The sequence below is a fragment of the Bacteroidia bacterium genome (genome assembly GCA_041391665.1).
Taxonomy (GTDB): Bacteria; Bacteroidota; Bacteroidia; order J057; family J057; genus JAGQVA01.
This window is the reverse complement of record JAWKNO010000002.1, coordinates 647530-670430: the sequence shown is the minus strand read 5'-3', so window position 1 is coordinate 670430 and position 22901 is coordinate 647530. Positions and strand designations below refer to the sequence as shown.

At 46.7% G+C, this 22901-nt stretch carries 21 protein-coding genes; 5 read left to right on the top strand and 16 right to left on the bottom strand.

Annotation, left to right across the window (positions count from 1 at the left end):
- Positions 1 to 4 precede the first annotated feature (4 nt).
- Entirely contained in the window at positions 5 to 739 is a 735-nt protein-coding gene (locus R3D00_14390) for a VIT1/CCC1 transporter family protein (protein MEZ4774370.1), read from the bottom strand.
- Positions 740 to 821: 82 nt separating this feature from the next.
- On the opposite strand from R3D00_14390, the gene R3D00_14385 reads away from it, so the two are divergent.
- Positions 822 to 1424: a DUF2911 domain-containing protein gene (locus R3D00_14385; GenBank protein MEZ4774369.1), complete on the top strand. Its 603-nt coding sequence runs from the start codon at positions 822 to 824 to the stop codon at positions 1422 to 1424.
- Between the two features lie 5 nt (positions 1425 to 1429).
- Here the strand turns inward: R3D00_14385 and R3D00_14380 are convergent, their stop codons facing one another.
- The 9 genes from R3D00_14380 to R3D00_14340 form a co-directional block, all read right to left on the bottom strand.
- Positions 1430 to 2464 (bottom strand): cytochrome c, encoded by a 1035-nt coding sequence (locus R3D00_14380; protein MEZ4774368.1) that lies wholly within the window; start codon positions 2462 to 2464, stop codon positions 1430 to 1432.
- Positions 2455 to 3312 carry a DUF5777 family beta-barrel protein gene (locus R3D00_14375; protein MEZ4774367.1) on the bottom strand — a complete coding sequence of 286 codons (858 nt, stop codon included), beginning with the start codon at positions 3310 to 3312 and terminating at the stop codon, positions 2455 to 2457. The genes R3D00_14380 and R3D00_14375 overlap by 10 nt, the downstream gene beginning before the upstream one ends.
- A gap of 5 nt (positions 3313 to 3317) precedes the next feature.
- Entirely contained in the window at positions 3318 to 3725 is a 408-nt protein-coding gene (locus R3D00_14370) for a cytochrome c (protein MEZ4774366.1), read from the bottom strand.
- Positions 3706 to 4482, bottom strand: coding sequence for a c-type cytochrome domain-containing protein (locus R3D00_14365; protein MEZ4774365.1), 777 nt, complete (start codon positions 4480 to 4482; stop codon positions 3706 to 3708). The genes R3D00_14370 and R3D00_14365 overlap by 20 nt, the downstream gene beginning before the upstream one ends.
- A gap of 183 nt (positions 4483 to 4665) precedes the next feature.
- Complete coding sequence (locus R3D00_14360; GenBank protein ID MEZ4774364.1) at positions 4666 to 5961, bottom strand: hypothetical protein; 1296 nt, start codon at positions 5959 to 5961, stop codon at positions 4666 to 4668.
- Positions 5954 to 6523, bottom strand: a complete 570-nt coding sequence (locus tag R3D00_14355) for an RNA polymerase sigma factor (protein ID MEZ4774363.1) — start codon at positions 6521 to 6523, stop codon at positions 5954 to 5956. The genes R3D00_14360 and R3D00_14355 overlap by 8 nt, the downstream gene beginning before the upstream one ends.
- Positions 6524 to 6676: 153 nt before the next feature.
- Positions 6677 to 9904 carry a lamin tail domain-containing protein gene (locus R3D00_14350; protein ID MEZ4774362.1) on the bottom strand — a complete coding sequence of 1076 codons (3228 nt, stop codon included), beginning with the start codon at positions 9902 to 9904 and terminating at the stop codon, positions 6677 to 6679.
- Between the two features lie 93 nt (positions 9905 to 9997).
- Positions 9998 to 10759: an MBL fold metallo-hydrolase gene (locus R3D00_14345; protein ID MEZ4774361.1), complete on the bottom strand. Its 762-nt coding sequence runs from the start codon at positions 10757 to 10759 to the stop codon at positions 9998 to 10000.
- A 6-nt stretch (positions 10760 to 10765) separates the two neighbouring features.
- Positions 10766 to 11032, bottom strand: coding sequence for a hypothetical protein (locus R3D00_14340; GenBank protein MEZ4774360.1), 267 nt, complete (start codon positions 11030 to 11032; stop codon positions 10766 to 10768).
- 79 nt (positions 11033 to 11111) lie between these two features.
- On the opposite strand from R3D00_14340, the gene R3D00_14335 reads away from it, so the two are divergent.
- From R3D00_14335 to R3D00_14325, 3 genes are all read left to right on the top strand, one after another.
- Positions 11112 to 11714, top strand: a complete 603-nt coding sequence (locus tag R3D00_14335) for a hypothetical protein (GenBank protein MEZ4774359.1) — start codon at positions 11112 to 11114, stop codon at positions 11712 to 11714.
- An 80-nt stretch (positions 11715 to 11794) separates the two neighbouring features.
- On the top strand, positions 11795 to 12979 hold the full coding sequence (locus R3D00_14330) for an AAA family ATPase (GenBank protein ID MEZ4774358.1): 1185 nt from the start codon (positions 11795 to 11797) through the stop codon (positions 12977 to 12979).
- Positions 12980 to 13023: 44 nt separating this feature from the next.
- Positions 13024 to 13551, top strand: coding sequence for a DUF4276 family protein (locus tag R3D00_14325; protein MEZ4774357.1), 528 nt, complete (start codon positions 13024 to 13026; stop codon positions 13549 to 13551).
- A gap of 7 nt (positions 13552 to 13558) precedes the next feature.
- Here the strand turns inward: R3D00_14325 and R3D00_14320 are convergent, their stop codons facing one another.
- Both R3D00_14320 and R3D00_14315 read right to left on the bottom strand, forming a co-directional pair.
- Positions 13559 to 15463 (bottom strand): von Willebrand factor type A domain-containing protein, encoded by a 1905-nt coding sequence (locus R3D00_14320; GenBank protein MEZ4774356.1) that lies wholly within the window; start codon positions 15461 to 15463, stop codon positions 13559 to 13561.
- A 245-nt stretch (positions 15464 to 15708) separates the two neighbouring features.
- Complete coding sequence (locus R3D00_14315) at positions 15709 to 16677, bottom strand: NAD-dependent epimerase/dehydratase family protein (protein ID MEZ4774355.1); 969 nt, start codon at positions 16675 to 16677, stop codon at positions 15709 to 15711.
- Between the two features lie 202 nt (positions 16678 to 16879).
- Between R3D00_14315 and R3D00_14310 the strand changes: the two genes are divergently transcribed.
- A complete protein-coding gene (locus R3D00_14310) occupies positions 16880 to 18283 on the top strand; it encodes a DUF839 domain-containing protein (GenBank protein ID MEZ4774354.1) in 1404 nt (467 codons plus the stop codon).
- Positions 18284 to 18305: 22 nt separating this feature from the next.
- Here the strand turns inward: R3D00_14310 and R3D00_14305 are convergent, their stop codons facing one another.
- From R3D00_14305 to R3D00_14290, 4 genes are all read right to left on the bottom strand, one after another.
- Positions 18306 to 19334: a carbon-nitrogen hydrolase family protein gene (locus R3D00_14305; protein MEZ4774353.1), complete on the bottom strand. Its 1029-nt coding sequence runs from the start codon at positions 19332 to 19334 to the stop codon at positions 18306 to 18308.
- 10 nt (positions 19335 to 19344) lie between these two features.
- Complete coding sequence (locus R3D00_14300; protein MEZ4774352.1) at positions 19345 to 19761, bottom strand: DUF1761 domain-containing protein; 417 nt, start codon at positions 19759 to 19761, stop codon at positions 19345 to 19347.
- A gap of 159 nt (positions 19762 to 19920) precedes the next feature.
- The gene (locus tag R3D00_14295) at positions 19921 to 20745 is read right to left on the bottom strand and encodes a M15 family metallopeptidase (GenBank protein ID MEZ4774351.1); all 825 of its coding nucleotides are present in this window, start codon (positions 20743 to 20745) and stop codon (positions 19921 to 19923) included.
- An 11-nt stretch (positions 20746 to 20756) separates the two neighbouring features.
- Complete coding sequence (locus tag R3D00_14290) at positions 20757 to 22901, bottom strand: hypothetical protein (GenBank protein MEZ4774350.1); 2145 nt, start codon at positions 22899 to 22901, stop codon at positions 20757 to 20759.

The window sequence follows — 22901 nt, the reverse complement described above, 5'->3', positions numbered from 1 at the left end:
ACGATCAACCTGCAATAAGTTTTTCCAGAAAATCACCCACGAAGTAGGAAACCGCTGCTGCTGAACTTCCCAGTAGCAGCGTTTCCAGTATCCCTCTGATGCGAGAGGTTTCGGTTACTACAGCTTTCAAAAGGCCAATCCCGACAAAAGTCAGGGAAGTAAGGATAGTAGAAATCAGAAACAACCTGTCAAGAGACTGGTTGGAATGAATATTAAAAAGATAAATCATCAGCGGTACCACCCCCACAAGAAGAAAAGAAAGATAGGTAACCGCAGCAATGGCAAGGGGAGATTTCTGCTCCGGGATCATCTCCAGTTCATCCTTCATCATGACATCCACCCAGCGGTCCTTATCAGCGGTAATTACTTCGACAACTTGCTCCAGCAATTCACCTTCAAATCCTTTTTTTCGGTATATCTGACGGATTTCTTCGCGTTCGGACTCCGGAATTTCCTGTATTTCCCGGTATTCGGTTTTGCGGTGTTTTTCGTAGTTTTCCCGGCTGGATTTGGTCGAAAGATAAGCCCCCACGGACATGGAAAAGCCATCGGCCAGAAGATTAGCCAGGCCCAAAATCAGGATAATCGAAATGTCAAGATCTGCACCGGCAGAGCCGGCAACGACGGCAAAGGTAGTGACACTGCCATCTATTCCACCATAGACAAATTCGCCCAAAAAATCCTGATACTTAAATCCGTTCAGAGGTTTCGAAACATCTGATTCATTTAAATTAATCATCTCGTTATTCAGGTTTACGAACTATTTCCTAACTTTCGGGTGAAATATCAAACATATTTCACATATCGTAAAGAATTTTATCATGACAAAAGTAGCGAACATTTTCACGATCCTTTGCCTTACCGGCTTTATGTTTTTTACATCTGCCTGCGGCGAAACCAAAACTGCTTCCGAAAGCGAAACTACCAGCACAACAACGGATGAAACTTCTACAAAACCGACTGAAGACAAGTCCAAAAGACCAAGTCCGCCAGCCGTTGCGACTGCTGCTGTAGGAGCCACAAATGTAACTATTGACTATAGTTCTCCCGCAGCAAAAGGCCGCACCATCTGGGGCGACCTCGTACCTTATGACCAGGTCTGGCGTACAGGTGCCAATGAGGCTACCACATTCACCGTTGACAAAAACGTCATGATCAATGGTCAGGCTTTGGCTGCGGGAAAATATTCACTATTTACCATCCCAACCCAAGGCGAATGGACAGTGATTTTCAACTCAGTAGAAAATCTGTGGGGTGCCTACGACTACGATGCAACCAAAGACGTGCTTCGCGTTACCGCTTCTCCGCGTATGCTCGATGAGTCGGTCGATCGCCTGAAATTTGACATAGGTGCAGATGGCAAAGTTACCCTGACATGGGACAAACTGGCTCTCGATTTTACCGTTGCCGAAGCAGGTAACTAAGTTGTCTATAAGGACATCTGGTCCACATAAGACCGCAGGTCTTCCACTTGTTGGTCGCTCATGCGCTCCAACGGATAATGCGGCATATAAGGACGATGGCCGGGCTGCGCCCAGGTACCATAACGGATGATCTGATACAGCGAATAATGACTGTCTTTCACAATCTTTTTATCAAGGTTACGGAAAGACATTTTGGACTGGTCCAGTACATACTCTGAAACCCCATTGGCATTGTGGCAATGAAGGCAACTGAGTTCGTACAGGGCCTTTCCTCTTTCAGGATCACCGGTAAGGCCATATCCCTTTTCTTTATCCGGTGGTGCATCCGAAAAATGTGCAGGTGAAGTTTGCAGATATTTCCCCTTAACCAGTTTCCTCAGCGACTCCCACTTTGCCGGGTTATCAGACTCCGCCCGCAATTGCGCCAGTTCTTGCGGCGTCATCTGCAAATCTCCCAGGGTAAACTGCAAAGACCAAAAATAAGCCAGCACCGCGCGCATTTCCCAACCTTCGAGCAGGCGCCCCTGAGAACATTGTACCGCACAAAGCTGAATGGCCTCCCTCAAATCATCATGGGCGGGCTTTACCAGATCTCCATACTTTTTGACATAATCGTCATTATACCAGGATTCCCTGTTGACAATGCCGTCAAATGTAGTTCCCTGAAGAAACGGAATCCGCTTTTCCTGAGCATAGTTTAAGCGCAATTCCGGATCGCGGCTGGTCAGGTCAGGATCTTCCTGTACGATGTTGTGACAATTGGTACAGATAAAATACTTGCTCACGTAAGTAGAGAGTTTTCCATTGGGACCTATTGTCCTTCCACGTTTTACAATGTCCTCTCCCTGCTTGATGATCATGATCTCCCGGGAGCTTTCTCCGGGAAGAAGGTGGGAAGGAGCCCCTTCCCCCAGTTCCTGCAAAATTTCCTGTACCGAAGTATCTTCGTCCCAGTCACTCCCCACGCCGGGGGCAACCAGCCATTCCCCCATAAAAAGAAATACCAGTACGGAAGTTAAATATTTCGTTATTAATACCATCTGCCTTTCATTTTGAATATTCTACTCATATTAAATCCAAAATGGATATCTCCACGCAACACATTGCCCGTCGTCTCGGGTATAAAAAACCTTTCGGTCATACCGCGGGAATTGGTAAAGTGAAGCTGAAAAACGTGCCCGCCGGTTCCAATTTCAATCCCAATTCCTGCCGGATTAAAGTAAAGATCGGAAAGCTGGTTGGGCAGAATATAATAGTATTCGCCTGTCAGTGCGATATTTTTGTTCATCCTTACACGGGTGGCGACACCGATGGCTTTCACATCATTTTTTTCTGCGCGGCTCTCCGTAAAATTTCGGTGAACCACAGTGGGCATTACCTGGAATGAGAACCTGTCTCCAATTTTGCTTGCGATGAGTACCTGATGGGAATAAAACAAACGGTTTGTATTAAATAACGCCCTTACCGAATCAGTCTCATGCAGGGTGCGAATCGCAGATCCACCCACATAAGTAACAGAAAAAGGCCAGCCGCCTACCTTCTGTCGAAGGAGGCGAGCCTTGATAAACCCATCATACGTTTTTTCATAAGAACTCCGCCCCATACCAATAGACAGCCAATCTTTCATTCCATACTCGAGTCCAATACGCATACTGGCCTGATCAAGACCAAATAATTCGTAAGGACCGCCATTGAGTGTGCCAAATCTGTGAGCGATGATCATCTCAAGCTCCCCCTCACGCTGGGTTTCGACAGAGTGCCCATTGACGATACGAGTTCCACGAAAAGTTTCATAAACATTTTCGCGCTGGGCAAATGCAGCGAGAGAAACGACTGATAAAAGCCATAAAGCAAAGGAAAAAATGAGAATCTTTTTGATTTTAGGCATATATATTAATTATCAGGAGTTCCATTAATGATCCAGGTTTCAATTTTAAGAATATCGCAAGCAGGCAATTTTGCACCACCGGGAGGCATGGGAGAATAGCCATTGTTAAACTTAATGCTACCCAGGAGTTTGCCATTGTCTGCCTGAGCTTTGGCTTTTGCGAATCCATTCAGATTAATGCCTCCCGAAGCCAACGATGCGCTGTGACAGGAAATACAATTGGCCTGAAGAACGGGAAGGACATCAATCTGGTAGGAAACCGCCGAAGTGTCGCAGGTATTCGTACCACCTGCACCGAGAAACGGCTCAAGGTCATCGCGGTTGTCATAATAACAACCGCTTAAACTGACTACAATCAAAACAGAAGCAAGAGTCAGAGTTGTAAAAAACAGGTTAATTATTTTTGGCGCCATCGTCAATCCACATTTTTATCAGAGTAATTTCACATTCGGGAAGTTTGTTACCGCCTTGTGGCATAGCAGCAAATCCACTGATATGGGCAATAGAACCATACAATGTCCCATTGTCAACCGTAGCTTTCACGCCGGCAAAAGTTGAGTAATTGATCGTCCCACTACTATGGCATCCCAAACATTTGGCTTCAATGATTGGGCGGACATAGGCAGCATATCCGGGTACAGAAGTAGTGTCACATCCTGATACACAAGAATTGTTCTGACCGCCCTGGCTAATCCATTTTTCAATCAAAGCAATCTGAGATGCTGTCATCCTGGAGTAAGGAGGTGGCGGCATTACATCGCCCTGATTATTGGTTTTTATGATTGTCACGAGTTTACTTCCCGAAGGATTGCCGGGTTTTACCATACTTGATTTTTGAGTCAAGGTCTCATAAGAAGTGATGGTAATTCCCTCTTTATGTGACTGCGCACTGTGGCAACCAGACATAGCACAATTGGAAACCAGCATAGGTAATATCTGCTGCTCAAAATACACGGAGTCTGGATCACACACTCGGCCAACCGGGTCATTGCCAGAACCCCCGGTGCCGCCACCGCCGCCGCCACCAGTACCTCCACCACCCCCACCGCCATCATCGACGATTGGATCAGGTTGTGGATCAGGGCCCCACCAGCGATGTTTACATGACTGAAGCGACATCATTCCCACTAAAATCAACAGGAGCAAGAAAATTTGCGAAGGGTTTTTCATAGAATGAATTCAATATTATGTCTGAGAACGGTAATTCGAAGGGGGAATTATTAGGATTTCGTAATATGTCAATGAATGTAAGATTACAGCCTTTGCTGTCGCAAATTATTGTCAGCGCTGATAAAGTAAGGGGGAATTGTAACCGGGACGCAGGAAAAAATAAAAGGGTTGCCCGGAATAAAATTATTTTATCACATAACCTACACCCAGGTTTGTACCGACCAGATGGAAACGTCTTTTTTCGATTCCCTGACCTGAAAAACCGGGAGAAACCGTAATCTCTGCAAGTCCCATCCAGTGTTTGCCGAAAAACATCTGTCCGCCAACAGCACCCTGGAAACTATTCCAGGTCCACGGCACCTGATTGATAGAAACAAATCGCTTCTCCTCCACGCCGTTGTCTTTTAATTCATACATAAAGTCCTGATTCAGGACTTTATAACCCAGTACACCGCCGCGAAGGTAGGGTTGGATATGCCGATCAGGCAGGAAGGTATATTTTACGCTGACAGGTACCATGATCCAGTTGCCATGCATTTTCACTTCGTGTAGTTTTTGGAGATCATCTATCGAAGGTAACTGAGGAAGCATTCCTACAAGATCATCAAAATCAGGTTGGCGAATGTTGACAGCCATTTCATAACTCATCCCCGAAACACTTGTTTGCACGATCAACGACCAGTGAGGATTAAGCACAAACTCACCTTCAATAGCCCCAGACACGGCAGCCCCGGCCTCTCCACCTTTGATCAACCCACCCTGCGTGCCAATATAAGATTTAACCCTGATCCCGCGGATTGTGACGTCAGGCATAACCAATTTTTTCTTTATGGGGTTAGCGGAGTTCCCGGCAACCGCCTCCGATAAAACCTCCTCATGGGAAATACTATCTGAGCCAGCTGATTCATGCTTTGGCGCCACAAACACCACGGTCATCTCAGCACCTGGTTCCGGCAAAGAATCAGCATCTGCAATCGGAATAAGCAAATGCTGGCTTCCGTCAGGAAGCTCAATGGGAATAACATTTGCGGCCACAGGCGATTCCGGGGAGGTATGCGGGGAAAAACCGGAGGTCGCAGCCTGAGAATATGGAGGAGAAGTGTAGGGGTAACGGCGGGGATCAACCACCTGAGCTAGCGGAACCCACAGGGTGTCGCGAATAATATTTTCACACCAAAGGGTATCTGTCAATATCTGAGGTTGAACTTTACCTGACTCAAAGGCTGCAAGTTTGGTGTTGATAGACTCCAGTTGCTGATTTTGAACATACAAGAGGTAGCCCATACCTCCCAGCAAAGTTAAAAGAATGACAGCCCCGCCAGCACCCAGCCAGTTCCCCCAAAACCGAAACCAGGCAGGTCGGGGCGTCAATGTTTGTATAGCAGGAACAATCGCCTCCCAGGCAGACTCGTCAAACCGCGTCTCCTCCCATTCTCCAATATTATCACGGAAAAACCTGTCGAGTTGATTGTCATCCATATTTTTCGAATCTGTCTCTGTCTATCGCATAGAGCATTTCTTTCAGTTTATTTCGGGCTTTGGCAAGATTTGATTTGGAAGTCCCCACGGTTATACCCAACATTTCGGCAATCTCATGGTGCTTATATCCTTCAATTGCGTAGAGGTTAAAGGACATTCTGTAGGCAGGCGGAAGGAGTTGCACCAGGCGAAGTATTTCTTGTTCTGACAATACGGAGTGACTATCCGGAACAGATACTTCTTTCACAAAAGGAGAAATTTCACACTGATCCTGATATTTTTCATTGCGGCGAAAAAAATCAATCGAAGCATGAATCATTATTTTCCTGAGCCAACTTTTAAAAGAACTCCCTTCCCGCTGATCCCTGATATAAGCGAAAACCTTTAAAAAACCATCATTTACAATCTCTTTTGCCTCTTCCCGATTTTGAGAATAACGTAAACATACACCTATAGCATACCCATAGAATTGTTTATACAACTCTTTCTGGCTGTCTATTTTCCCCTTTCGACATTCGTCAACCAGTTGTTTCAGATTGTTCTCAGGACTGGTTTTCCCCAATGTTATTCATTTGTTTTTACCGGGACGGGCGATTTCCGGAAATGGTTGCCCGAAAAAATAAAATAACTCAATAAAAAAATAAACCGGGATGACAAAGGTCAGTTTCCTCACCTTTATCATCCCGGTTGTTAAGCCGGATAGATTATTATCTGATTATTTTTTCATCCACTTCTGCATCCACAACCCTTTAGTGGTCTGCATACGAATGATATAAACACCCTCAGGCAAATTAGAAATTTCCATAGAACCCGTTACTGCTGGATTTACTTTGTTCACCACTTCCTGACCGAGCAGGTTAGTGATGACCATATTTTCAATCCGGTAATCTGAATTCCAGAAAATTACATCTTTGGATGGGTTGGGGAACAAACGAATCGCTCCGGAAGGCAGCAGGTCTGCGATCCCGTCTGTTTCAGAAATTGTGATCACAACGGTGTCGGTAGAAACCATCGCATTGTTGGTAACCGTAGTGATGGTCAGAACAATCGTTTCTGTTCCCTCCACATCGGTATCATCCACAATTGTTACTACCAGAGCAGCTGTATCTGCACCACAACCGGTCAGTGAGACGGAAGTACCGGAAAGGGTAAAGTCGGTTCCTTCTGTCGCTGTTGAGCTGGCAGCTACCGCAACTGTTATTTCTGTCGTATCAGGGTTTCCATCAGCCTGGGAAAGGGAAATATTTACATTACCTGCTGATTCGTCTACAGAAATGGCGGACTCATCAAAACCAACTACAGGGTCCGGATTTTCTACGATATCAGCAATGTATCTCGGGAGAAGCTGATAGCCATCATTGTAAGGATAAGAGGGGTCAAACTGACCGCCCAGACCGGTTACTGACAGCCATTTGCCGACAGGTGCAGGTGAACCATTGATATCCACGTCGCTGTCGATGCGAACCACAAATGTATCTACCCCATTGGTCATATTGATATTGACGCTGCCACCAACTGTCGAAGGCCACTGCGAAGGATCAACCATGGTTAAACATTCTATCGTAACAAGTTCGTTTTCGGAGATTTCATCCAGGGTTGTTACGACCATGGGTGTAACGGTAGGATTGCCCTGAGAAACGAGGATGATATTATCGGGAGGGGTAAATTCTGCCAGTCCGTTGAATGAACCAACTACGCCCTGGACAATGACCTCATCACCTTCAGTAACGACATAACCAAAGTTATTTCCACTGAAGACCGCAATACCACCGGTAGAATCAATCATGGTGAACAGAACGGAGGGAATTGTACCACCCTGAAGGTCAATACCGTGGACAATTCCGCGAACCTGGCATTTTACACCAAGGGAGTCGGTCTGTCCGTCGCCATCAGCATCAGCTGTAACAAGGCCGATCGGATATTCGATATAGTCATTGTCATTGATCGTGAGCGTAAAGGTACCTGCACCGATCAACGAACCATTGGTTGGGTTGATCAGGTTTACAACAATGGTTTCATCTGATTCTACATCAGCATCATCAATCAGTGCTACACTCAGTGATATCGGGCTGGTTGCATTGGCAGGGAAAACGATCGTAGTATCGCTCCATGTGAAGTCAACTCCCAGGGTAGCCGTTGAAGCAATGGCATCAAAAACAACCTGAACCGCTACCGTATCAGCGCCACCGTTGGCAATCACTACGTCAAATGCCGCAGTACCTGCACCTTCGCTTACATTGGCAGCAGTTGGGGCAAAAGATACAGAAGGTGAATCGGGAACCGGCGCATTACATGGGATCATATAGTGAGAACCGAGGCTGTCGAAAGTATTCTGTGGGAATACCAGCCACTGCGTAGCACCAATCGCCCAGTCGGTGGTTCCTTCATGGATAGAAGGCATACGCACGAGAGTAAATTCGCTGGTGGCACCTGCGCCTACAGGCCAGTTGGTGCCCGGGTCATTTCCAATTTCACCAATAACATCGATCAAAAGACCTGTCGACTCATTGAGAATGGCCATGGCATCATCTCCGTTGAAAGTGATCACACCAGGGAAGCCGATCGAATCGTCGGCAACGGCAAGAATCGCCGGGTCTGCCGCATTATTGGCAGAAATATGAACTGCACCCGGAGCCAGTGTACCTGAAAGTTCAAATGTATCGGTAGGAGTAGGAGAACCATTTCCATAACGATAAATCGTATAGTTGGTAAGGTCAACAACGGAATCAGATGGGTTGAAGATTTCTACCGCCTTATTGTTGCTGCTTCCTTCGATATACTCGGAGAAGAAAATATCAGTAGTACAACCTGTGCTGTCATTGCCAGGGTTGACCGAAGAACAGGGAGTCATGGTATGTGCTCCCAGAGAATCAAAATAGTTCTGCGGAAATACCTCCCACTGCGTAGCGCCAATCGTCCAGTCATTGATACCGGCGTTGATGGAAGCCATACGAACGAGCGTATACTCACTCGTTGCGCCTGTACCTACCGGCCAGTTGGTGCCAGGATCAACCCCCAGTTGACCGATCACATCGGTGGTATCACCGGTAACCGTATTGAGGATCAACAACACATCGTCTCCATTGTAGAAGGTAAGCGAATGTGTGGTATCACTTTGTGCCAGGATCAGGGGATCCCCGCTGGCATTTCCAACTACATAGACTTCGCCGGGAGCGAGAGTATGATTAATAAACAGGGAGTCAGATGCGATAACCGATCCATTATTAAACCGGTAAAACTTGTAAACGCCGAGGTTTACGACCGTGTCAGATGGATTATAAATTTCCACGGCTTTATTGTTTCCGCTTCCTTCAATATACTCCGAGAAGAAGATATCGGTGGTACAACCACTTCCGGGGGTAACAGAAGAACAAGGAGTCATGGTATGAGCGCCCAGGGAATCAAAAGTATTTTGTGGAAACACATCCCACTGGGTAGCACCAACATTCCAGTCTTTGGTACCTTCGTTGACCGACATCATCCGCACGAGCGTAAATTCACTCGTTGCACCTGTACCTACGGGCCAGTTGGTGCCAGGATCCACGCCGAGTTGGCCGATCACATCCACGGTGTCACCGGTTGTATGATTGACGATCATTACAACATCATCGCCATTGTAAAAAGTCATTGAATGAGTTGTGTCACTCTGCGCAAGAATCAACGGATCTGCGCTGGCATTACCAATGACATACACTTCGCCTGGGGCAAGCATGTGCGGGATCGTCAGCGAATCGGAGAGAACAACTGCGCCATTATTGAAACGGTATATTTCATAATTGGCGAGATTAACGGCAGTATCAGAAGGGTTGTAAATTTCCAGAGCCTTATTGTTTCCACTGCCTTCGATGTATTCGGAGAAAAAGATATCCGAACACTGGCCGAATGAAGTGTAGGCTCCAAAAACCAACCCCAACACGAAAAGAAAAGTACTTTTTTTGGTCATGGGTTTTAGGTTTTGGTAATTTTAGGACAAATATAGGGTTTTCAAAGGGATTGTTCTCCTGCCATATGATTAATAAATTGTGAAAATTTCCCGTTACCAGCTGATGACCTGCCCGTCATACGCGAGTTCCACGCCTTCCGGCATTAAGGAAATGATATCTTTTTCTACTCCCATCAGATGACTTACATGAATAAAATATGACCGCTTTGGCGCCAATTTTTTTACTATTTCCAGCGCGCCTGCGAGGTGAAAATGTGAATGATGGGGTTCTATCCGCAAGGCATTTAACACTAAATACTCTACTCCTTCGAGCAGGGCCATCGACGTTTCGGGAATAAAACTGGCGTCAGTAATATAGGCAAATGGCCCCGTACGAAAACCCAGCACATCCATTTTCCCGTGTTTGACAGGAATAGGTGTCAGAGGAATATCCCCCACCATAAATGGCTTTGTCTCCACTTGATTCATGATCAACCTCGGCACTCCGGGATAGGTACTGTTTTCAAAAATATAATAAAATTCCCGCTTCAAATGTCCGATCGTCCCAGCATCAGCATATACCGGCATGTCCATATTCTGAAGAAAATTGTAGGACCGCACATCATCCAGCCCGGCGACGTGGTCGCGGTGAGCATGCGTGAATACCACCGCATCCAGCCGGTCAACCTTTGCCCGGAGCATCTGTTCTCTAAAATCCGGCCCCGTATCAAAGACCAGTGTCGTGGTCTCTGACGAAAGAAGCCCCGAAGACCGTAGCCGGTTGTCATGCGGGTTGTCAGATTGACAAACTACGCACTTGCAGCCAATAACCGGAACCCCCTGAGATGTGCCTGTACCAAGAAAGGTAAATTTCATAACCATTTATTCTTCTATCCCAGCCAGCACTTGTTTAAACAGCTTTTTCTGGTCATCCGAAAAAAGCGATTCGTCCACATCTATCTGGCGGATGATCTCCTGTAATGTACCTATTTTGCTCTCCAGCGGGTGAAATTTGTTGACGATAATCGTCTTCTGATCCATGACTATACAATACCCTCCCTGAAAATTGCCGCGTTCATAGCGCACAATATACCCCTGGTCTTTGAGCAGGGCCTGGAGTTTGTCCTGTGTGGTTTTTGATATTCTCATAGTTTTGGTGAGACAAATATAGGAATTATTCCGCCGGGGTGATTATCTTTTGGGCTCTGAATCTGGAAAAGCAATCTGAATGGAGACATTTGCAGAAGAAACCGAAGACCTGCGGGATCTGTATGCTTTTTTTCTAAGCAGGTGGAAACTACTTGCTATCACCTGCACAGCCGGCCTGCTTTTAGGCCTGGCCTTTGCCGTGGTTACGCCTTTGCGTTACACCGCCAAAGGAATCATTTACCCTGCGCCTTTTCGGGATACGGTTACCCTGGTACATAATTCCCGGCTGGGGATTGAGTTATATTCCGACCGTATGGTACAGTTGCTCCGCTCGGAAAGGGTAAGAGACGGGTTGAAAAAAAAGTTTGGCGATATCTCCGCGGTTGATATCGCCGTTTTTCGCACAGCACTTTTATCGATCGAAATATCGGTCACCAGTGGCGATCCCGGCTATTCAGCCGAAATTGCCAACAGCATCATCGGTATGACCGACTCCCTCCGGAAGGAGGTGTTTCGGGAAACCTGGCCGGTAGAAAAAATCTACGTGGTAGATTATGCCCGACCGGAGCCGGAGGCAGTCAGTCCTCTGTTATGGAAGTATGGCCTGTCTGGTGCAATCATACATATTCTCTTAGTAGTAGGGTTCCTGGCTTACAGTAAATACAGCAAAACATCTAAATGATCTGCCGTATTCGGAAGAAATATCTATATTGGAATAAAATTCGAACGTGTAAATGAAAAGTGGTGAAACGTAGATAGCTTATGAAAATCGAAAGTATAAAACTCAAAAACTTTAAAGCGTTTCAAAATCTCGAAATAAATAATCTGTCAGAACTCGCCATTTTTGTAGGAGCAAATGGTGTGGGGAAGACGACCCTGTTCGATGCATTTGGTTTCCTGAGTGATTCTTTAAAAAATAATATCCGGCAGGCTTTACTAAAACGGGGGGGATTTAAAGAAGTGATTACACGAGGGCAGCAGGGTTGGATTGAAATAGAGCTTCAATTCAGGCTTTCAATAGCTGGTAAAAACCGTCTTGTTACTTATCGGTTAGAAATTGGCGAAGAAAAAGGAAGGCCTATTATTGAGCGGGAAATATTAAGATACAAAAGAGGTGCCTATGGATCTCCTTATCATTTTCTCGATTTTTCAAGGGGAAGTGGATACGCAATTACCAATGAAGAAGACTTTGACAAACCGGATGAAGAGCTTGACAGAGAGGAACAGAAATTGGGGTCTCCTGATATCCTGGCGATAAAAGGGTTGGGGCAATTTGAAAGGTTTAAGGCGGCAAATGCTTTCAGAAATTTTATTGAGAACTGGCATGTATCTGATTTTCATATTTCAGAAGCCCGCCCCAGCAGAGAAGCAAGCTATGCAGAGCATCTATCCCCTACCGGAGAAAATCTGCCATTAGTTGCTCAATATATTTTCGAGAATCACCCAGATCTATTTAAAGATATTTTGGAGAAAATGAAACACCGTGTGCCTGGTGTAAAAGATGTAACGGCAGAATCTACAGTTGATGGGAGGATAGTCCTTCGCTTCCAGGATGGGTCATTTAAAGATCCATTTATTGCAAACTATGTGTCAGATGGAACCATTAAAATGTTTGCCTATCTGATCTTGTTAAATGACCCTAACCCACACCCATTGCTATGCATAGAAGAACCTGAAAATCAATTATATCCAAGTCTTCTTCCTGAATTATTGGATGAGTTCCGGCAATATGCAAAAAAAGGTGGGCAGGTTTTGGTTTCCTCTCATTCACCAGACCTCTTAAATAGTGCCAAACCAGAGGAAACTTACTGGCTTGTCAAAGAAAATGGGTATTCCGGAATATTAAGAGCATCCGACTATCCCGAGATTGTGGCCCTATATGAAGCAGGAGACAAACTGGGTTACTTGTGGAAAGAGAACTATTTTAAAGGAAGTAATCCCCGGTAAACATGAATTCACAGGTGCTGGAAATTTTGACTGAAGAGTCGTCTATGGAAATTTTTCTCCGGGAAATCCTGCCAAAAATTTTGCCAGAAGACTACCAGTTGGATGTAAATTGTTTCATTCGGCCACATGAAGGAAAAAGTCATCTAAAAAAATCTATTCCTATCAAAATGAAGGCTTATCCCCGGTATCCTTATCCTGTAAAAGTTCTCATTGTACACGATCAGGATTCAAACGACTGCCTAATTCTAAAAAAAGACCTTCAGGCTCTGTGCAATTCAGACATCCCTGTTGTTATAAGAATTGCCTGCAGAGAGCTGGAAAACTGGTATCTCGGTGATTTCCAGGCTATTGAGGCAGTTTATCCTGAAATTAAAGCTGCCAAATTTGAGAAAAAAGCTAAATACCGCAATCCTGATATAGTGTTTGGTTCAAAGGAACTTGAAGGAATCACTAAAAACTTCAGTAAGTCGCATGCATCGCGAGAAATCCCCAGGTACATGAATATCAACAACAATCAGTCTCCCAGTTTCCAACATTTAATTTTGGGACTGAAAAAACTGATTAACCAATAATCGACAATTACCTCCCCCCCATCAGCGCCGCAGTCTTCACCAGTCTGATAAATTCAGCTCTGTCGCCATTGATATCTGCGCCCTTCGCGGCCTGTGCACGTGCGGTCAGGGCCTTATAGGATGCCTCCTGCTTAAACTCCGAATTGCGCAGCAATAACCCCCACTCTGCTACAGCCAGGGAAAATTGCACATCTTCCGGTGCATTTTCCCAGTCCCGTACTTTCCCCTTAAGTGGCTGGTCGAGGTAAATGCTGATACTTTCCCCGGGGTTTTTATAGCGTATTTTGACAGTCAGCCATTCAGCGGATGAGGCCACAACTGCAGAAGATGACTGGTATTTCAGGGGGTCAATTTCCTTAATAAAGGATGATTTCACGCCGACAGGAATCACCTCGTAAATTGCGGTAACTGTATGCCCGGCACCCATTTCACCGGCATCTTTTTTATCATCTTTAAAATCTTCGGTGTTGAGCATCCGGTTTTCGTACCCGACCAGCCGGTATGCCTGCACTTTGGCGGGGTTAAACTCAATCTGAAGTTTCACGTCTTTCGCTATGGTATACAGTGTGCCGCTCATTTCTCTTACCAATACCTTTTCGGCTTCCAGTATCTGATCGATATAGGCGTAGTTTCCATTGCCATGATCGGCAAGCTTTTCCATTTTGGCATCCTGATAATTGCCTGTACCAAATCCCAAAACCGTAAGAAAAACACCCGAATCGCGCTCTTTCTCTATCAGGCGGGTCAACGCGCCATCATCGCTGACACCTACATTAAAATCTCCGTCTGTAGCCAAAATCACCCGGTTGTTGCCCTCTGGCAGAAACTGCTCCCGTGCGATTTTATAAGCCAGTTCGATTCCTTCTCCGCCTGCGGTAGAACCGCCAGCCGAAAGTTTCCCCAGCGCAGCTTTGATGGCTGATTTTTGTGTGCCGGGTGTGGAAGGCAAGACCAGCCCTGCAGCACCTGCATAAACGACGATTGCCACCCGGTCTTCCCTGCGCAACTGATCAACAAGCATAGACATGGCTTCTTTCAGCAGGGGCAGTTTGTCATAATTATTCATCGACCCCGACACATCCAGTAAAAATACCAGGTTGGCTGGCGGAATCTGACTGGCGGGAATCTCGCGACCTTTCAGCCCGATATGTACCAGATGATGGTCTTTGCTCCACGGGCAACTCGTGAGTGTAGTCTGCACGGCAAATGGGTGCTCACCTTCCGGCTGCGGATACTGGTAGTCAAAATAATTGATCATCTCTTCAATCCTGACAGCATCGGGCGGAGGGAGTGTTCCATCCTGAATAAACCGGCGCACATTGGCGTAGGATGCGCGGTCCACATCAATGGAAAAGGTTGAAAGTGGATCATTACTCACCTGCCGGAAAGGATTTTCATATATACGGTCATACCCTTCGCGGTTGAAATCGTCAGCGTCTCCTGCCTCACCGCCCCATTCATCGTGATAAGATTGCGGGGCAACGGGTTTGGGTGAAAAAGCAGCAGCAGCATTTTGTTTTTCAGACAACATCAAATGGTTGATTTGCACTTTGGACATTTCTTCCCGCCTCCTGTTTTCTTTCTCGGCACCTGCGACAACGACCTCCTCTAATAAAGCATGATCGGGCACCAAGTGAATATTTATTTCCGTCCGTCCATTTACCGGGATTTCCTGACGAACAAAGCCCATGTAAGATACTTCCAGCACATCATTAAGCCCACAGGATATAGTGAACTTCCCATCCATATCAGTAAGTACACCACGGGCAGTACCCTTAATCACCACGGCCACACCGATCAGGGGAGACATATCTTCCGAAGAGTAAACGGTACCCGAAACAAGCAAAGACTGGGAGAATGCAGTTGTGGAAAAAACAACACAACTCAGCAAAAACAGGAGAAGCGATTTCATAGGAGAGCGTTAAATAAGTGAATCTTTCTCCTATAGAGTGAAATATGGGTGGGATTCCATAAGAGGGGCGCAAATCAAAATATCGGTGTTATCTGCCAGCTCCTCATGAGGGAAACCAATGTTTCTCCGTTGGAGAAACCGGGTAGCGCGTTACAGCGTAAAAACGCCAACAGCCAACAGCTAATAGCTAATAGCTAATAGCTAACAGCCAATGCGACCCCAAATGCAACATTTTGGTTTGCGCCCTACTTCCTTCCCAGAAACTGCTTTGCTATTTCTGCAATAGATTCCTCCACAGGGGTATAGGTAAATCCAAGGGTTTGGATTTTGCTTCCGTCGAAAGTGCGGGCATTAGTACTGCTGCGCATGCTTTCCAGCGACACAATCGGCGGGGTTCCGGTGATTCGGGAAATCACCTCTGATACTCTCCCGACACTCAGTGAAAGCCAGTTGGGCAGATTCCAGCGTGGAGGTGTTTTGCCTAGATTTCTGGCGATTTTTTCAAACAGTTCCCGGAAAGCCAGATTTTCTGCAACCAGAATATAACGCTCTCCAGCCGGAACTTCTTTTTCCATTACCAGTCGTGTTGCTCGCGCCACATCCGCGGCGGAGACAATGCCCGTTGTGCCATTGGGATAAAAACGAAGGCCTTTGTTTACAACCGAAAACATCTTGGGCGGCCCCTGCGTCCAGTCCCCCGCACCGAGAATTACTCCCGGATTGACCATTGCTGCGTTGAGCCCCTCAACGATCCCGCGATACACCTCCATTTCTGCCCGGTATTTGGATAAGGCATAGCCGGATTTGGCATGCTCAGGCTTCCAGATCGTATTTTCAGTGATGGCAGAACCATCGTTGGTACGGCCCAATGCTCCGATCGAACTTACATGTACCAGTTTTTGTACCCCGGCATCCAGACACATATTCACGACATTGGCGGTGCCTTCTACATTAATCCGCATCAACGCTTGTCGCTGTTTTCGCCAGAAACTCACCATTGCTGCCGCGTGAACCACATACTCTACCCCGTCCATCGCCCTTTCCAGTGAAAGCACATCCATAACATCCCCTTCAAAGACCTCTACCAGACTTCCCCAGGGAAGTTGTCGTGAATCAGGATTTCGCACCAGAACGCGCAGTTCATGACCAGCCGCCAGAAATTCATCTGCGAGATATTTGCCTAAAAAACCTGTAGCGCCGGTAAGAAGAATCATACTATTGGATAATGGGCAGCAAATTACAAACAAGGAATGACAAATTACAAATCAGGCATTACCCCAAGAGCTTCCGGGTGATTATTCATTGAAAGTTTGATCTTTCCGGCAACCGGACCCATCTTTTATATAATTCTAACAATCCAATAAAATAGAGTAGTTATATTTGCAGGATACGATCGAATACTTATCTCCAATTGCTATGAACCATTCATCCCGCCGGGAATTTATCCGCCTCTCAGCCCTTGCCAGCCTCGGTTTTAGCGGGCTTTTTCAATTTGCCTGCAATGTAGCAGAATCAGGTGCCAAGGTGCCCATGGCCAAAGGTTTTGGCCCTCTTATCCCTGATCCCAACAAAATCCTCGACCTCCCTGCCGGATTTTCCTATAAGATTATTTCCAAAAAACATCAGCCTATGGCTGACGGCCTGCTGACACCCGGCGCGGCTGACGGTATGGCGACCTTCGCCCGCCCTGACGGCAAAGTTGCGATCGTACGCAACCACGAATTAAACCCCAATGAATATCACGACAGCCCCTTTGGCAAAGACAATGAACACCTCAGCCAGTTTCCCAAAGAACATTTTTTTGACTACGGAAACGGGAAAATGCCTGCCATTGGCGGTACAACTACGGTCATCTTCAACGAAGAAACTCAAACCGTTGAAACGGAATTTCTGAGCCTGGTAGGTACCATCCGCAACTGCGCCGGTGGTCCTACGCCCTGGGGAACCTGGATCACCTGTGAAGAGACAGAATCCATGGCCGGAGAATATAGCAACGAAAAAAACCACGGATATAATTTTGAAGTTCCGGTTACCGATACGCCTTCACTCGCTGCGCCCATTCCGCTCAAGGCTATGGGCCGGTTTTCGCATGAGGCCATCTGCGTCGATCACAGAAGTGGTATTGTCTATCAAACCGAAGACCAGGGAGACAGTCTGATTTACCGGTTTATTCCCAACGTCCCCGGCCAACTCGCCGAGGGAGGCAAACTTCAGGTACTGAAAGTGCGCGAATACCCCTCTTTAGATACCCGTAACTGGCCAGGCGGACCAGAATTTAAGGTTGAACAGGGTGTCTGGTTTGAAACGGAATGGCTCGATATTGATGATGTAGATTCTCCGGCAAATGATCTCCGGATTCGCGGCCACAAAGCCGGAGCGGCACTTTTTGCTCGTGGAGAAGGGATGTGGTTTGGAAATGAAGAAGTGTATTTCGCCTGCACCAATGGGGGCCGTAAAAAACAGGGACAGATTTTCCGTTATATCCCCAGCGAGTTTGAAGGTACCGAGCGGGAAAATGAAGCACCTGGAAAACTTCAGCTATTTGCAGAACCCAACAACTCCGATGTTTGCAGTTCCTGCGACAATATTACCATGGCTCCCTGGGGAGATATTGTAATGTGTGAAGATAAGTCTGATCCTAATATTGTCGGACTGACTTTGAAAGGCGAGTTTTATCATTTGGGCACAAACAAAGGTTATCCCAAATCGGAGTTCACCGGCGTTTGTTTTTCCCCCAGCGGCAAAACCCTTTTTATCAATATGCAGGGCCCGGGTTTGACTTTTGCCATCACCGGACCATGGGAAGCGGCCAATGCCTGAGTAGATCTGCCCTATATTCCGGTTATCTCTTTTGCTCCTGAAGAACTGTCACCTGGCGGATGGTTTCGTGTTGAGTCGGAAGGTTAAATTCTTTGAGTATATCCGCGACCTTAACCTCCGGGTCGAGGCTTTCGATAATGGTCCATTCTTCCTCTTCAAAAGTGGTTAGGCGAACCTTCTGCCCATATTTTTGCATGATTGCGGGGAAATGCACAAATGAAGGCCAGGCAGGCAAAAAGGTTTTTTCCAGATTGACCGGAGCGCAAATCCAGTCTTGTTGCCAGCGACCTGTACGGGCAATTTCTTCGCCGGTCATATCAAAGATTTTGGTCGCGCCTTTTGCCGTGCTGGAAACCAAATATACCTGATGCCGCCACGCCCGGCTGCTGATCTCCCTGCCTCCTCCGTAAGCCGAAGGCCAGAAGATGATTTCGGCGCCTGCCGCTTTGAGTGCGTGCCAGCCTTCCTCCCATTTGAGGTCAAAACAAATCTGGATACCGATTTTGCCAAAGTCTGTTTCAAAAACCGGCGGAGTCATTGGCCCCGGCCGAATGCCAGATTCGATTTCGTTCTGCGCGGGATGCATCTTGAGATATTTTCCCACCACCTCCCCTTTGCGGTCAATCAGCACGGCGGCTATGTACATATCTCCGGCTTTTTTAATCAGCGTAGGGCAAATGACATAACAATTATGTTTTCGGGCAAAAGGTGCTATAGCCGACACAACCGGGCCGGGAATTTCGGCTGCGGCTGTTTTCCAGTCAACAGACTCTTCCAGATTTGAAAAGGCAAAAGACTCTGGCAGACAGATAATGTCTGGATTCATTGCGGCCATCTTTTCCATGACGGAAAGAATTTTTTCCACCATGTCAGCAGGGTTTGCAGCCCTTATGCCTTCGAGGGAAACCGTCCCGATCCATACTTCTCTGGGTAACCGGAGAGCATTGGTTTCCGGTTTTGAATCCGCGAGGAGAGGGGACGCAGTTGTAACGAGTCCCAGGCCCAGCGCAGATTTTTTCAAAAACCGGCGGCGGGAAGAAGATTTTTTCATTCGATGAAGATTAATGCCAGGCTCCGAGAATAGCACCCATGATTCCCAGAAAAATAATCTGATAAAACGCATCAATGGCCCAAAGCATCAGCGATTTGCGTTGGTATAAAATATTGATTGCCATGGATGTACCGATAAACAATAAGCCGACCAATAGTCCGTGCCAAAGGCCTGACTGCCAGTTGATACTGTTGTCACCGTGGCCCTGGATGAGGGTAGCCATTCCAAATGCCATGATCAGCATCATCAAAAAGCTGGTTCCAAATATCTTCAGCATATTCCCTTCCTGAAGGTACTCATCGGTAAATCCCAGCGACTTTTGCCATGCTTTTCCAAAAAGTATCGGGCTATACCAAAGTGCGCCAAGTGCAAAGCTGGCAACAGCTGCCGCAATAACTGCCGGATAGTTGATTTCTTCGAAATTCATATTTCCGCGGTTAGGTGAAAGGCGTCAAAGTGTTTCTTTGTTCGATCTTGCAGATATTAAGATAATCATTTTTTTCAGTTTTCCATCAAACCTTTTCATGATTCTCCTGATCTGCTGTGTACCGAATCCTTTCATACACCGATCCATATCCCGGCAGACCTATTTACAGGCTTTATTGACACCCATGACATAATTTTTGATCACATCGAGTTGTGTTGCTGTTTCAGCTCCCGCAAATCCGCCGATCATATCGGGGCTTACCTGTCTGCCGTAGGCTGCCAGGTATTTTTGGGCCAGCGGCATATAGGACCAATGCCACCGCTCTTCTTCATACCCGGTGGGCCTTTCCTCGCCCTTGGCTGTATAAGGCTGACAAAACCCAAACTTATAGGCATTTGCCTGAAGCCAATCGTATTCTGCTTTTCCTTTGCCCGTATCAAAATAGTGATTGTCCAACGCATTGATGTCCATATCTGTACCCCAGTGATGGCGCGATGTGCCGGGCATGGAACTATACAACAAAATGGTTTGAGCCCTTTCGCCAGGCTCAGGAACGGTTACCGACAAATCTTTTCCCCCGACCTTTATCGATCCTTTCCATTTCCCCTCCCAAATTTCCTTCTGCCGGTTGAAATTGCGTGTAGCAGAAAGAATGGTCAGGGTGATTCCATCTGCCTTGGCAGCGTCATACATCCTGACAAATGCCGCATAACTCTCCTTGTGCAAATAGGCTCCGCGCGCAGAACCTTTGGCGTGAATGTCTGCGATCTGCGCAAAGGCGGTGTCTTTGGCCGGGTCAAATTTGCCAAGTAAGTAATAGGTTTCTACCGTATCGGGAATAGATGCCATAACCAGCGTTTGAGGATTGGGGAGGATTGTATCAGTAACGACTACTTTATTTTCTTCTTCTGCCGGTTGGCCGCAACTCACAAGCCAGCCGAAAAACAATATCATTATCCCTGCAAATGCAACACAATTACGCATATTCGCATGTTTTATGTGAGGAGGTTTTTTTGATCGGAGGTCTCTTGCGTAGTTTTTACTTCCGGATCGGTAATGGGTTCTGGCAGGACACCAAAAACTTCCAGCTGGATTTTTCCGGGTACCTCCATATACAAATGAATGGGATAAGGATAATTCTCAGAATTTTTCCAAAACCATCGTCTTCCCAGCCAATAACCATCTTCGATTTGTGCCAGGTCATCAGTACCGAATGCTGAAATATTCCGGTCATCTTCGCCATATACTTCCACCAGCCGGTTTGTAACGATCTCTGCCTGCTCGTTGATCAGGGTGGGAAGATAGGTATTGGAGAATACGATATTCCGGCTCCCATCTTCCATCACGAATATTTCCACCAGATTAAATAAATCCATTTCGCCCACGCCCAGATGCAGCCGAAACAAATCCGTTGCTTCTCCGGTGTCTCCTTCCGGCAATGGATGCGGACGACACGATTCATTGGGTAGCCGGCGAAGGCGGGTTGAGAAAACATCGAGTATATTTTTCCGTGCTTTGATTGCCTTTTCGGGAATCTCAGGAATCACGCTCATCAAAGGTGAAAAGCGGGTATGCAGGAGAAATGGTTTGAGGTTTCCATGAGCCAGGTCATAAATTCCGGCAATATTTCCCGTCTGACGCAGATAAACCAGTACGGACTCGTTGGGCAACTGGCTGACAATATTGGCGCGCATCGGCACACCTTCATCCAGATACAAGCCCTTCAATGCTGTGATTCCCCGCAGAAACCGCACGTCAGACAGCCGGTCTCCCCTAAGATAAAGTCTTGAAATGTTGCGTATATCGGTGAAAGAAAGACTGGTAAGTTCGCGCCTGTCGGAAGACTGATTCAGACGCGCATACCCTTCCAGCGAACGATCTGCGGCCAATGCCTTTTGCCAGCACATCTGATGGAAAAACTCTGCGGCTTCCGGCAATGCGGCAAACCGCGTATCACCGGGAGTCCATTCTTCATAGAAGGCCTTCCAGGCAACAAATAACCCCAGAAACCCTTTGTGGGTAAACCGCACATAACCTTCCGGGAAGATTTCGAGAAAAGTATGGTCAAGATCGCTGAGGTTTACCCCCAGTTCACCTGCAAGTTTTTCAGCTTCCGTGCGTGGCATGGCCCACCTTCGGTTTTCATCCGCACCTTTCCAGATATTGGCCGCGAGGTCGGAAGCAAAGGCAAATATTTTTTCCTTAAGTCCCTCCTCCCCGGGAATATTTCCCAACAGGTAATGGGCCGCGATTTTGTAAATTTCAAATGGGTATTGCGCCTGCTGGCCGCTAAGCGCAAGGGCGTGAGACCATTTTGCCCATCCCGGACGCCTGTACAACGCCGGATTCATGATTATTTCCTCCCGAAGTCTTTGCTTTTCCTCCCCTGACAATCCAGCCAGCTGACGTGAAACCAACCGGTCCATATCCCTTGCCACAGGCGGCTGAATTTCAACTCGGCCAAACAGCTGATAACACGATTCGCCCGTATATTTTACAGATTCTTTATCTGCTCCACCCCGTACACCCTCTGGCAGGAAATTTCGCTGTACAGAAATCACCACCTTGGCAAAACCAGCTGTCTCCGTTAATATATTGTCCAGTCCGGCTTTATAATCATGGGAGGCCCGCATATTGTCTTCCAATCCATCCAGCAGCAATACTGTTTTTTCCTTATTTTTATATCCCTGAAGAATAAAAGTAGCGGAAGGGTCCGAGAGAGAAATCAGCAACACAGAGAAGTCACGACTATCGAAAGTATAACGATAGGCTGCATACAGACGGATCAGTGCGGTAGTTTTTCCTATACCAGAATCTCCAAGGAGCAGATAATGGCTGTATTCAAAATTCTTTTTGGTCAGGGTGTTTTTCACAAACCAGGGAATCATCTCAAATGCCGGAGAATTGCCGGTTGTAATCTTTGGAGGAATGTGATTTTTCCAGGCATTGCGTATGGTAGCGGAAGAAAAATAACGTTTGAGATCGTGTTTTACCCGGAGGATCAATAGTTCACGAAAAATAAGTCGAAACAGTCTGAAAACCAGAATGAGCAAAAAAATAGCCAGACCCACAGACAGCAGCAGTATCCAGGGGTTGTTGAGGTAAATGAGCAGGTTTTCCAGATTTAAATTATCAAACAA

Coding starts and splice junctions, on each gene's coding strand:
- R3D00_14390 (MEZ4774370.1), bottom strand. CDS start 739: ATGATTAATTTAAATGAATCAGATGTTTCGAAACCTCTGAACGGATTT.
- R3D00_14385 (MEZ4774369.1), top strand. CDS start 822: ATGACAAAAGTAGCGAACATTTTCACGATCCTTTGCCTTACCGGCTTT.
- R3D00_14380 (MEZ4774368.1), bottom strand. CDS start 2,464: ATGGTATTAATAACGAAATATTTAACTTCCGTACTGGTATTTCTTTTT.
- R3D00_14375 (MEZ4774367.1), bottom strand. CDS start 3,312: ATGCCTAAAATCAAAAAGATTCTCATTTTTTCCTTTGCTTTATGGCTT.
- R3D00_14370 (MEZ4774366.1), bottom strand. CDS start 3,725: ATGGCGCCAAAAATAATTAACCTGTTTTTTACAACTCTGACTCTTGCT.
- R3D00_14365 (MEZ4774365.1), bottom strand. CDS start 4,482: ATGAAAAACCCTTCGCAAATTTTCTTGCTCCTGTTGATTTTAGTGGGA.
- R3D00_14360 (MEZ4774364.1), bottom strand. CDS start 5,961: ATGGATGACAATCAACTCGACAGGTTTTTCCGTGATAATATTGGAGAA.
- R3D00_14350 (MEZ4774362.1), bottom strand. CDS start 9,904: ATGACCAAAAAAAGTACTTTTCTTTTCGTGTTGGGGTTGGTTTTTGGA.
- R3D00_14345 (MEZ4774361.1), bottom strand. CDS start 10,759: ATGAAATTTACCTTTCTTGGTACAGGCACATCTCAGGGGGTTCCGGTT.
- R3D00_14340 (MEZ4774360.1), bottom strand. CDS start 11,032: ATGAGAATATCAAAAACCACACAGGACAAACTCCAGGCCCTGCTCAAA.
- R3D00_14335 (MEZ4774359.1), top strand. CDS start 11,112: ATGGAGACATTTGCAGAAGAAACCGAAGACCTGCGGGATCTGTATGCT.
- R3D00_14330 (MEZ4774358.1), top strand. CDS start 11,795: ATGAAAATCGAAAGTATAAAACTCAAAAACTTTAAAGCGTTTCAAAAT.
- R3D00_14325 (MEZ4774357.1), top strand. CDS start 13,024: ATGGAAATTTTTCTCCGGGAAATCCTGCCAAAAATTTTGCCAGAAGAC.
- R3D00_14320 (MEZ4774356.1), bottom strand. CDS start 15,463: ATGAAATCGCTTCTCCTGTTTTTGCTGAGTTGTGTTGTTTTTTCCACA.
- R3D00_14315 (MEZ4774355.1), bottom strand. CDS start 16,677: ATGATTCTTCTTACCGGCGCTACAGGTTTTTTAGGCAAATATCTCGCA.
- R3D00_14310 (MEZ4774354.1), top strand. CDS start 16,880: ATGAACCATTCATCCCGCCGGGAATTTATCCGCCTCTCAGCCCTTGCC.
- R3D00_14305 (MEZ4774353.1), bottom strand. CDS start 19,334: ATGAAAAAATCTTCTTCCCGCCGCCGGTTTTTGAAAAAATCTGCGCTG.
- R3D00_14300 (MEZ4774352.1), bottom strand. CDS start 19,761: ATGAATTTCGAAGAAATCAACTATCCGGCAGTTATTGCGGCAGCTGTT.
- R3D00_14295 (MEZ4774351.1), bottom strand. CDS start 20,745: ATGCGTAATTGTGTTGCATTTGCAGGGATAATGATATTGTTTTTCGGC.